General features: G+C 51.1%; 5 protein-coding genes. 4 read left to right on the top strand and 1 reads right to left on the bottom strand.

The features are described from left to right. The first annotated feature begins 364 nt into the window (after positions 1 to 364). The 4 genes from KKE17_01780 to KKE17_01765 all read left to right on the top strand — a co-directional run bounded on the left by KKE17_01780 (position 365) and on the right by KKE17_01765 (position 10,189). Entirely contained in the window at positions 365 to 2,542 is a 2,178-nt protein-coding gene (locus KKE17_01780; GenBank protein ID MBU1708712.1) for a TonB-dependent receptor, read from the top strand. A gap of 15 nt (positions 2,543 to 2,557) precedes the next feature. Continuing rightward, complete coding sequence (locus tag KKE17_01775; protein ID MBU1708711.1) at positions 2,558 to 5,998, top strand: response regulator; 3,441 nt, start codon at positions 2,558 to 2,560, stop codon at positions 5,996 to 5,998. 210 nt (positions 5,999 to 6,208) lie between these two features. Further along, positions 6,209 to 6,568: a hypothetical protein gene (locus KKE17_01770; protein MBU1708710.1), complete on the top strand. Its 360-nt coding sequence runs from the start codon at positions 6,209 to 6,211 to the stop codon at positions 6,566 to 6,568. Between the two features lie 69 nt (positions 6,569 to 6,637). Then, positions 6,638 to 10,189 (top strand): hypothetical protein, encoded by a 3,552-nt coding sequence (locus KKE17_01765; GenBank protein MBU1708709.1) that lies wholly within the window; start codon positions 6,638 to 6,640, stop codon positions 10,187 to 10,189. A gap of 139 nt (positions 10,190 to 10,328) precedes the next feature. Here KKE17_01765 and KKE17_01760 read toward each other — a convergent pair. Then, positions 10,329 to 10,950: NADP-dependent isocitrate dehydrogenase (locus KKE17_01760; GenBank protein MBU1708708.1), on the bottom strand; the 622-nt coding region annotated here is incomplete at its 5' end.

Below are 10,950 nucleotides of genomic sequence, written 5' to 3'. Positions count from 1 at the left end.
TGATAATCCCGGATAATAACTTCAAACTCGGGCAGATGTTTTTTGACCGCGGCTTTAAGATATGCCAGACCGATGGGCTGTAACCTGATATCGGTCTGGTAGAAATCCTCAACCGGCGGCTGGATGAGCAGGAGTTTCGGCATGGGTGAACTTTACGCCGGGTTTGGTTTTTGTTCAAGCAAATCATCGAGTTTCCGCCAAGTACACGCAGAGCCACATCCCAATCCAACCCTCACAAATCAATCACCCGACACAAAGTTGCAACCCATTCTCACCTGAAATAAATTCACTTCCATTGAGTAAACGCTTACAGTAAGTTGAATTCAGTTTTACTCACATAAAAGGGCCGTATCCGGAGAGCGGAATGAATCCTTTTCATCACATTACAACAATGGTTTTTTCTGCCGTTTTTGCGGCAACCCTGTTCTTTCAGGCGCCGGGACCTGTTGAAGCCTCTGAGGAGGAAGAAGAGCTCCTTTATGTCATGGAAGAGGTCGTGGTCACGGCCCAGAAACAGGAGGAAAATCTTCAGGAAGTGCCTATCGCCATTCAGGCCTTCATTGCTGAGGACCTTGAAGTGTCCGGCGTTCGCCATCTTGGCGACCTGGATTCCGCCACGCCCGGCCTGACTGTAAATTCCTACAGTTCCACCCAGCCCGATTTTTCCATTCGCGGCATCAGGCACGACGATTTCACCGTCGGCACCGACCCTGCGGTGGGCATCTATCTTGACGGCGTATATGCCGGCCGCTCCGGCAGTGCCCTGATGAATCTCTCGGATATTGAGCGGATCGAGGTTTTAAAAGGGCCACAGGGAGCCCTGTTCGGCAGAAACGCCACAGCCGGCGCCATCAATGTCATCACCAAAAAACCAACAGAGCAGATAGAAGGCTCCATGCTGCTGCGTTACGGTAATTACAACAAACGCCTTGTGGAATCGGTGCTCAATGTGCCGGTTCTGGACAATCTCTTTTTTCGCGCCAATGGTCAGTATAGTGAGCGCGACGGTTTTTATGAAAATCAGGCAGGCGGCGATGACCTGGATACCGAAGGCAACCGGACCATGCGCGGTTCCCTGCTCTGGACTCCCGGCAAAAAGACGGAAATCCTCTTCAGCGCCGACTACGATGACACCGAGCACGACGGCACCCATGCGGCCAGCCTGAACCCCAATCTCAGTGTCGGTCATGGCGATGCTTTCGGGGATATTGCCAATGACGTGGTCGAATCCAAGGAAACCCGCATTCTCGAAGGCTATACCCTGAACGGCTCGCACCGCTTTGATTTGTTCACCTTCACATCCATCACCTCGTACCGCGAATTCGACACCGGCAACCGGGAAGACAGCGATGGCCTGGCTGACTTCGCCCATTACCTGGACACCTGCAATATTGAAAAAAACAGGCAGTTCTATCAGGAGTTGCGATTGAGCGGCAAACCCATACTCTTCCAATGGTTCCTGGGAGCCAGTTATCACCAGGAATCCGCCCGCCAGACCCACCAGGTCACCACAACCACGGACTCCCTCAACCTGTTTCTCGGAGCACCCATATTGCCGACAGGACTCTACTGGCAGGAAAGCATGATCAACGAAGGTGAATTTTCAAGCATAGCCGGCTTCGGCGATTTGACCTGGCATATCACGGACAGGCTTGATGTCACCGTGGGACTGCGCTACAGCCGCGATGAAAAGGAATTTCTCTGGATTGAACGGCCGAACTCCCTGGGCATGCCCTTTGACGTCGCGTTTCCCCTCGGCCCCGACGATACAAGCGTTACCAGGGAAAACACCTGGGAAAACTGGAGCCCGCGCCTGACCCTGGGGTATGATCTTACGCCGGACGTGTTTTCGTATTTCTCCGCTGCCAGGGGTTATAAAGCCGGTGGCTTCGGCGGCCTTGAACTCAATTCCGAATATGACAGTGAAACGGTGACCAATTATGAGATGGGGGTAAAGTCTCAATGGCTGGACAATACCTTGCGAATCAACGGTTCCCTTTTCAGCTATAAATACAAAAACCGGCAAATCTTGAGTTATGTAACAACTACCGGCACTCCGCCTGTCCCGATTTTCAGAACCATAACCAGCGACATGAAGGGCCGCGGCGCTGAACTTGAAATGGCCTGGATGGCAACCAGAAAACTCAGCCTGAGCCTTAACGGCGGCTACTATGATATCAATCGGGATGACTTTGCGACGGTGACCAGCATGGTGATGGAAGAGCCGACTCTGCAAGTGGTGACGGGTCTGGATTACCAAATCGTCCGGGACAACTTTGGTATTTTCAAATTTCATATGGATTACAGCCATACCAGGAATAAGCAGAAAGAAATCTACGGCAACTCCAAGAAAATCACCAATGGACGTCTGACCTGGGCCATGATGAACGATCTCGGCGAACTTTCACTGTGGGTGAAAAACCTCTTTGATGAAAAATCCATCAGCCGCTATAACGATTCCTGGCAGAGTGTTCTGGACACAACTTTTATCGCCCGGGATGAACCCCGCACCGTAGGTCTTGATTACCGCTATCTTTTTTGATGCTTATTAAGGGGTATGATCTCGCAAACACGATTCCGCATCTTCCTGATCATTGTTCTTTTCATCATCCTTCTCCCTGCAGGCAATTCAGCGGCAGGTGAGCGACCCTATTCCAGGGAGGGATTCATCGATCTTACCTCCTGGGATTTCGACCAGGACGGCATCGCCGAACTTTCCGGCGACTGGGAATTTTACTGGCAACAGCTTCTCTCCCCGGAAGATTTCAAGGCCCCCGATCCTCCGCAAAAAACCGGCAATATAAACCTGCACTCACTTTGGACGTCCCACGAGATCGATGGTCGCAAATTCGATCCATACGGTTATGCAACCTATCGATTGCTTGTCAAAATAAAACCCTCCCGGGATTCCATGACCCTGATGCTCAGTGATCTGATGATTGCCCACCGGCTTTGGGTGAACGGTCAATTACTCAGTGAAGACGGCGTTGTGGGTGTAGATGGAGAAAAAGAAATCCGTGGCAGTCAAAGGATCTCATTCATCCCTCTGTCTCTGTCTCCCACAGAGGACACTATTGAAATCGTCCTGCAAATATCCAACCATGAGCATTGGGGTGGCGGTGCTCATAGTTCCATTCGACTTGGCCCGGAAAATGCGATTAAGGCTTATTGGGTCGGCCAAGGGTTCTTGCTCATTGCGACGATCAGTATTCTGCTGATCATAGGATTATACCACCTGGTGCTCTATGGTTTCCGGCGCAAAGATCCATCGGCGCTCTTATTTTCTTTCTATTGTTTTCTCTGGTTGATGTGCACCTTGTCCCAACAAACCAACTTCTGGCTCGTTCATTATCTCTTGGAGTTTGTGCCACCTGGGTCGATCTGGCGTTTTGAGCTCTTCGGCTATTTTATCGGCATCCCGGTATTAATCCTTTTTTACCATGCTTTTTACCCAAAAGAGATGCCGAAATTCCTTGGCCGTGTCTACCTGGTTTTATCGTTTTTTTTCTGCCTTTTGACCCTGTTTTTTCAGGAATCTGCCAAACGAGCCATTGAAGACTGGTTTAACTGGTTTTCAATGTTTTCCCTGGCCTGGGGTTTGGTCGCCCTGATAAGGGCAATGCGTAATAAGCGCCAGGGAAGCGTCATCCATTTTTCCGGTTTGATGATTCTTGCCCCGTTCGGAGTGAATGATGTATTGCATGACATGCGAATTATCGACACCGGCTATTACATGCCTCTGGGGCTGATTATTTTTATTTTTGTCCAGGCAATTTCCATTGCTCTCCGTTTTTCAAAAGCATTTACAACTTCAGAACAGTTGGCCGTGGAGCTCCGGGACAAGAACATCGCCCTTTCCAAACTTGATACAATGAAGGACGAATTTCTGGCCAACACCTCGCACGAGTTGAGAACCCCTCTTTCCGGCATTATAGGAATTGCAGAATCCATGCTGGCGGGCGCTGCCGGGAAACTGCACCCTTCGGTGAGAAAAAACCTTGATATGGTTGCGGCCAGCGGCAGGCGTCTGGCAAGTCTGGTGAACGATATCCTCGATTTCTCCCGTTTGAAGAACAAGGATCTGAATCTCCATCTGAAATCCATTGATCTGCGGACGCTGGTTGACACGGTTCTCATGGTCATGACTCCTCTGGCGAACAGCAAGGGCTTGATCCTTATCAATGATATTTCTGATAATACACCGCCAGTCCAAGGGGATGAAGACCGGCTGCAGCAGATTTTCTACAACCTCATCGGCAACTCCATCAAGTTCACTGAGCAGGGCACGGTGACGGTTTCAGCAACACCAGGTAATCCGCAAGTGGAAGTGGCGATAACTGATACCGGCATCGGCATCCCTGAAGACAAGCTCGATGATATCTTCAAATCCTTTGAACAGGTGGATGCTGGGGCTGCCAGGAAATTCGGCGGCACCGGACTGGGGCTGCCCATCACAAAGCATCTCGTTGAACTGCACCAGGGTGCCATGCGTGTGGAATCTGAAGTCGGGAGCGGCACTGCTTTTTTCTTCACCCTGCCTGTTTCCGAAGCAAAGGCGGAACCGGCCCCGCAGCTGCTTCTCAAAATCATCGACGATCCCCTCGTGCCCGCTGACCCTGAATCCCCGCTGACTTTTGCCCAAGCAGAGCCTGATCCGGCAAAAAAACAAAGCGGATATTTGGTGCTGGTTGTGGATGACGATCCTGTGAATTTACAGGTTGCCATCAATCATCTGATGATGGAGGGCCATGACGTACGAACCGCCACAGGGGGAGCCGAGGCCCTGGAAATTATCGATTCAAACGAGAAGCCTGATCTGGTGCTCCTCGACATCATGATGCCCGGCATGACCGGGTATGAGGTCTGCCGCAAACTCAGGGGGCACAATTCCGCTTCCGAGCTGCCGGTTATCATGCTCACCGCCAGAAACCGGGTCTCCGATCTCGTGGAGGGTTTTGAATCAGGCGCCAACGATTATCTGACTAAACCGTTTTCCAGAGAGGAGTTATTATCTCGGGTCAATGCGCAACTCCAACTGAAAGAGGCCTTTCAGACCCTGGCCGAAAACGTCCGGCTCAAAAAGGAACTTGCCCGCCGCCGGGAAACCCAGCAGGACCTGCTGCTCATGCAACGCCGTCTTGCTGAATTGCTCGACACCGTGGACGATGCGGTATTTGCGGTGAATGAAAGCGAGGAGATTACCTTCAGCAACCGGACCTGTCTGGATTTCCTGGGTTATGATGTGGAATCTTTGCTGGGCCGGTCGGTCTGGTCGGTTTTCAGTGACGGTGCAGCAGATGTTCTGCGTCCGATGATGAGCACCAGAAAACCGGGGGGCGGCGACACCACGGTCCGGGATGTTCTATTTCAGGGGATCGATGATACGACCGTTTCAGCAAATCTTCTCATTACGACCCTGGAACTTGAAGACGAACTCCTGAATGTCTTTCTGCTCCGGAAATCAACCCTCGAACACAGCGATTACTCAAAAGCCTCTGTAACCATGCCGGTCCTTACTCTGATTTCGGAACTCAACAGAAACCAGGAACGGCTGCGGTCCCTTGAAGAAACATTGAATGGCTTGCTTCCCGGGATTATTGAAAAGGCGCCCGCTTTCCAGAAGGAGATCAAGGCAATCGATTCCGCCCTGGAAGAGGTGGGCCGTTCGCTGCTCTCCCCTGAAAAACAGGAAGGCAGAAACCAGCTTGCCGTTGCGGTGATGCATCTCTGCATCGATTACTGGGTCGAGACCACCGGCACGGAAAAATTCGACCTGGCCCGGCAGTCCGGCCTCTGGAAAGTCTATACCAATCAGGACGGCTGGGAACGCACCCAGACCCTGGACAAGTATCTCGAAATTTCCACCCTGCCCCAAAAACCCCGCTGGAAGCTGGTCATGGCCACTGCCGATTTCGTCCTCACCTTCTGCAACAAGCCATCATCCCGGCGCGATCACCTTGAAACCACCCTTACCAAGCTGCGCCTCGCCTGCCACTAACCCCTCTCCCCTAACCCCTCTCCCCTAACCCCTCTCCCCTCACCCCTCACTCCTCACTTATCACTCAGCACTATTCCTTTTCATTCCAAACTGTTACCCGAACTTTAACAATCTTTAACAATCGAGCCGCTTGATTTTTCTTGCCTGTCCGTAGTTTAGGGTAGGGATAGATGTGTCATGACAGAAAAAACTAGAGGAGTACCGAAATAAATGGACGAAGAGGCCCTGCGGAAAACAGCCATCAAGCGACACCTTGATGGCGAGAGCCCCAGGGATATATATACGGATCTGGTCCGCTCAAAATACTGGTTCTTCACTTGGCGGAAACGTTTTCTTGAGGGGCGACCGGACTGGTTCAAGGAGAAATCCCGGAAGCCGAAACACCAACCCACCAGGGTCAGCAGGGAAATTCGCAAGCAGATCGTTTCCATTAGAAAAAAACTGATTGCACAACCTTCGGAAGGGATCGGCGTTGCGGCAATCAAGAAAAGACTGGCTGCCACTGGCGTAACCCCTCCTGCCGACCGGACAATCAGCCGGATTTTGAAACAGGAAGGACTGGTGCGATGAACTGTCTCATCAAGGCATAAAAATTTCAAGAAATCAGAAATTCATAATTCATATCAATGGAGGAAGACAATGAAGGCTATTAAAAACGCAACAAACCTTTTCTCAAAAGGGCTCTTGGTTCTGTTTCTCATCATGCTCCTTGCAGCATGCGGCGGCGGGGAAGATGATCCACCCACGGACACGGATGACGGCTCATCAAGTCTGGATTGCAGTGGCGACACTCCTGATGATGGATGTGGCGAGGATAACGACAATGACGGATTGACCTATATGCACGAGACAGAAGGCTGGGAGGTATGGCCTGACAAATCCGGTCTCGGAGATGGTGTTGAACAGGCTTCCCGCTATACAGTGACAAGTGATCCGGATAAGGCGGACACCGATGGAGACGGCGTTGATGACAACCAGGAATTTCTGAGCAAGACCGATCCCCGCAAGGCGGATACGGACGGAGACGGCCTCAGCGACGAAGAAGAACTCAACCGCTGGGGCACCAGCCCCGTCTCTGTTGATACTGATGGGGATTGTCGAGGGCCAAATAAAGATCAGGCGCCAAATTCTGCCCTCTTCGATGGGGCGGAACTGAAGATCGACTTTGCAAATGATCCCGGACATACACCCGGTACCGGTGCAACTTCCCCATTGTTTAAGGATACGGATGGTGACGGATGGACCGACTACTATGAGATTGTGGAAACCTTGGGGCAGGGATTTGATCCTGTGATCGCCGACATCCCCACGATCAGCATAGAGATTAGCGATACTCCATATATTGGATTTAATGGATCTACCTCACAAAGCGTAACCTGGGAGGAGTCATTCTCGGTCACCGACACGCTCAGTCAGAGTGTCTCCCGGGAAATTTCAAATTCCAAAAGTACGGAATTGGTTGTTGAAAACACTTCCGGTTTCGGCATGACCCATGGATGGGAAGCCGGCGCCGAAGGCTGGAGCTTTGTCGGTAAGGTGAATGGGTCTTATGCGCTGAACTGGGGCACTTCCAACGCCAGCTCAACTGCCCAGTCTGTTGCCTGGACATCAGGACTTGCCAGAACTGCTGAAACAGCGCATCAGCAACAATATGGTGAAGGCGGCAGCCGTGCGGATGAGACCACCGGCGGGCATATATCCGTCAGTGTCACCCTGCATAATAACGGTGATATTGCCTATAAATTGTCGGGCCTTCGCATCAATGTGGTGGCGCGCTATATCGCCGGAGCCGGCAATTTCATACCCGTGATGGAACTCTTGATGGAAGGAAACCCCATAACCATTGGACCGGGTAATTCCGTATCAAACATCCTCATGAAGGGTGAGAGCGAAGACCCTGCCTTGATCTCCGATTTGCGTGATTTACTGAAAAATCCCAGTGGTTTGATGTTCGAGGTATCTTCCTATGAGTTAACGGATAGCGAGGACAAAAGTTTTACTTTTTCAGAAGAAACAATCAAGCAGAAGAGTGCGCTGGTGGTCATCGATTTCGGTGTAGAGGCGCCTGCAGAAAAATATCTGGTCGCCACCACACCGAGCCGCATTTCCGGGCAGGATAACGGTGTCACCATGGCCACGGTTATGACCGATATTCTGGGAATTGATTTTAATACAACATCAGTTACCGATGCCCATGGAACATACCGGGTCTTGTCTAGTGTAAAAGGATATAACAATGATCCTGCAAAATATAAAAAGTGGCTGCTGGCAACTTCCGGTGCCATTGAAAATGAGGGTACGCCCATCGACTTTGACGACCTTCAACTGCAGGCGGGCGATACGATTAAACTTATTTTTGTAAAAGACGAGGACGGTGACGGATTGTCGGCCCGGGAGGAATTTCTCAGCGATACCTCGGATGTTAACCCCGACACAGACGGTGACGGCCTCAGCGACTTTGAAGAGGTCCGTGAGGGATGGACGGTCACCCTTGCAGGTCAGCTCGGTTACGAAGTCAAATCCCGCGGATACAGCCAGGATTCCGATGGCGATGCTATTTCCGATGATGATGAAAAAGCCTGCGGACTCGACCCCAACAGAATCGACAGCGATCAGGACGGGTTAAATGACTATGAGGAAATCCATGGTTATGGCATCTTCAAACCATATTCCGGAATAGTTATTCTGGATGGCGGCAACGGAACCATTGATACTACGGTAACGGGTGACGATGTTGCCGTTGTTACCGGCACGATAGATCCCGGCACAGTCATTATATCTGCCGGCCCTGATGGTGTGATTAACAGCAGCCCGGGCGGCGACGACTATGTCGGTGTTGAGCATACTGCCATGCCCTGTGTTTTGGGCAGCAGTTTTGCTACAGACCCGCTGGATGGAGATACGGACGGCGACAGCGTTTCAGACTATGGTGAATGGGATATCGGTCTTGGCAGTCCAAATGATCCTGCCGACATTGCCCTGTACACCGATACCGACCAGGACGGCCTGTCCGATGCCACGGAAACCGCCGGGTACACTGCAACAGTGAACGATAATTCGGTTCATTTCACTTCCGATCCCAACGTACCGGACAGTGATGATGACGGCTTACCCGATCTTCTGGAGCATAAGCTCAAGAGCAATCCAATGTCCGTCGATACAGACGGCGACACGTTGTTGGATTTCGATGAATATGCTTTTGATGAAAGCGACCAGGCGTGGATTGAATTTTCGAATATATGTACCAACGGGAATAATCCCAACTGCTTTGTGCCCGTGGCGCCTGCCACGTCTCATGGCACGGAAATAAATGATGCTGACACCGACGGTGACCAACTTTCAGACGGCATTGAAGTGAATGGATGGGAGGTAGTCGTAAATGAAGGAAGGTATGATCAAGCCCATTATATATTTCTAAACAAAACAGATCCATTGGTAAATGAGGGGGATAAAGACCTGGATGGTTTGAGTGATTACCAGGAGTTTGTTCACAAAACCGATCCGACTAAGCAAGACACCGATGACGACGACACGTGGGATGGAGCTGAGCTGACACGTTGTGGGAATCCAAGCTATTTACATTTTGGAGGATGTAGAGATCCCCTTTACTGGGACCGAAAAATCACTGTTACCTACGATACCATTAAATTTGGCGGAAAGAACCAGAACACGCATGGTAACTGCGATCTGGGATTCTTTGGGAAACCTTTAAATCCGATTGAGCTTTCATGGATGCTGGGGGTCCGGATTCATCCGCTTGCAATCTTTTTTTGGAGCCTTTCAACCTCAGGCTCAGGAGGAAGCGTTAAGCCTGTTACGCCTCCTTACAATCAATCGTTAAACAAATCCATTTCGTTTATCGCTCACGAGAACGATCAGTTTGAACTGGGAGGCTTTGTGCGTGAAATGGACGGGGCCGGGGAAGATGCAGAAATGATTTTTTATGATCAGGCGTGCAATGACTGCCCTGCTTCGTTTGATGGCACATCTGATCGCCCAAATAGATTTGTCGAAGATAGAACCACTCAAGAATTTAAATTTACCGTTAGCCAATCCACTGCCACTAAGACCTTGAGGTACTACCGCGAATCTGAGACTGCTTTCGAGAAATGCGGTACGGCAGACGATTCTTACACCTGGGGGTCTGATGATTGGAGCATAGAAGTAAACGCAACAATAAAAGTGGAATAGCCCCGGGCACTGCCCATATTACCTTGGGGACGGAATTCATTTCCGTTCCCTTTATAAAAAAACAGCGACCGGGGCATATGCCCCGGCCGCTGTTTTTTTATTTCTATCAGTCTGTGTTTTGCTTGGAAAGATATGCCGTTCAGATGCCATCGATGATGGCATTGAAGGTAGCGCTTGGTCGCATGGCCCGGAAGGTCTTGTCCGGGTCAGGGCGATAATAGCCGCCGATATCCACCGGTCGGCCCTGGGCGGAATTCAGTTCTTCAATGATCTTGGCTTCATTGCCTGAAAGCTCTTTCGCAACTCCGGCAAAACGCGCCTTGATTCCCTTGTCGGTCTCCTGTGCCGCCAAGGCCTGCGCCCAGTATAGGGCCAGGTAAAAATGACTTCCCCGGGTATCCAACTCCCCCACCTTGCGCCCGGGGGATTTTTCATTCTCCAGAAACGTGCCGATGGCCTGATCAAGGGTCTCGGCAAACACCTTTGCCTTTTCATTGCCGAATGTCGCGTACAGATGCTCAAACGACGGGACGAGCGCGCAGAACTCGCCCAGGGAATCCCACCGCAGATGCCCTTCCTTTAAAAACTGCTGAACATGCTTGGGCGCAGATCCTCCGGCCCCGGTCTCAAACATCCCGCCGCCGTTCATCAGCGGCACGATGGAGAGCATCTTGGCGCTGGTGCCCAGTTCGAGGATGGGAAAAAGATCGGTAAGATAGTCGCGCAGCACATTGCCGGTAACCGAAATGGTATCTTCGCCC

Source organism: Pseudomonadota bacterium (assembly GCA_018823135.1).
Taxonomy (GTDB): domain Bacteria; phylum Desulfobacterota; class Desulfobulbia; order Desulfobulbales; family CALZHT01; genus JAHJJF01.
This window is presented reverse-complemented; position numbering and strand designations above follow the sequence as displayed.

Coding starts and splice junctions, on each gene's coding strand:
- KKE17_01780 (MBU1708712.1), top strand. CDS start 365: ATGAATCCTTTTCATCACATTACAACAATGGTTTTTTCTGCCGTTTTT.
- KKE17_01775 (MBU1708711.1), top strand. CDS start 2,558: ATGATCTCGCAAACACGATTCCGCATCTTCCTGATCATTGTTCTTTTC.
- KKE17_01770 (MBU1708710.1), top strand. CDS start 6,209: ATGGACGAAGAGGCCCTGCGGAAAACAGCCATCAAGCGACACCTTGAT.
- KKE17_01765 (MBU1708709.1), top strand. CDS start 6,638: ATGAAGGCTATTAAAAACGCAACAAACCTTTTCTCAAAAGGGCTCTTG.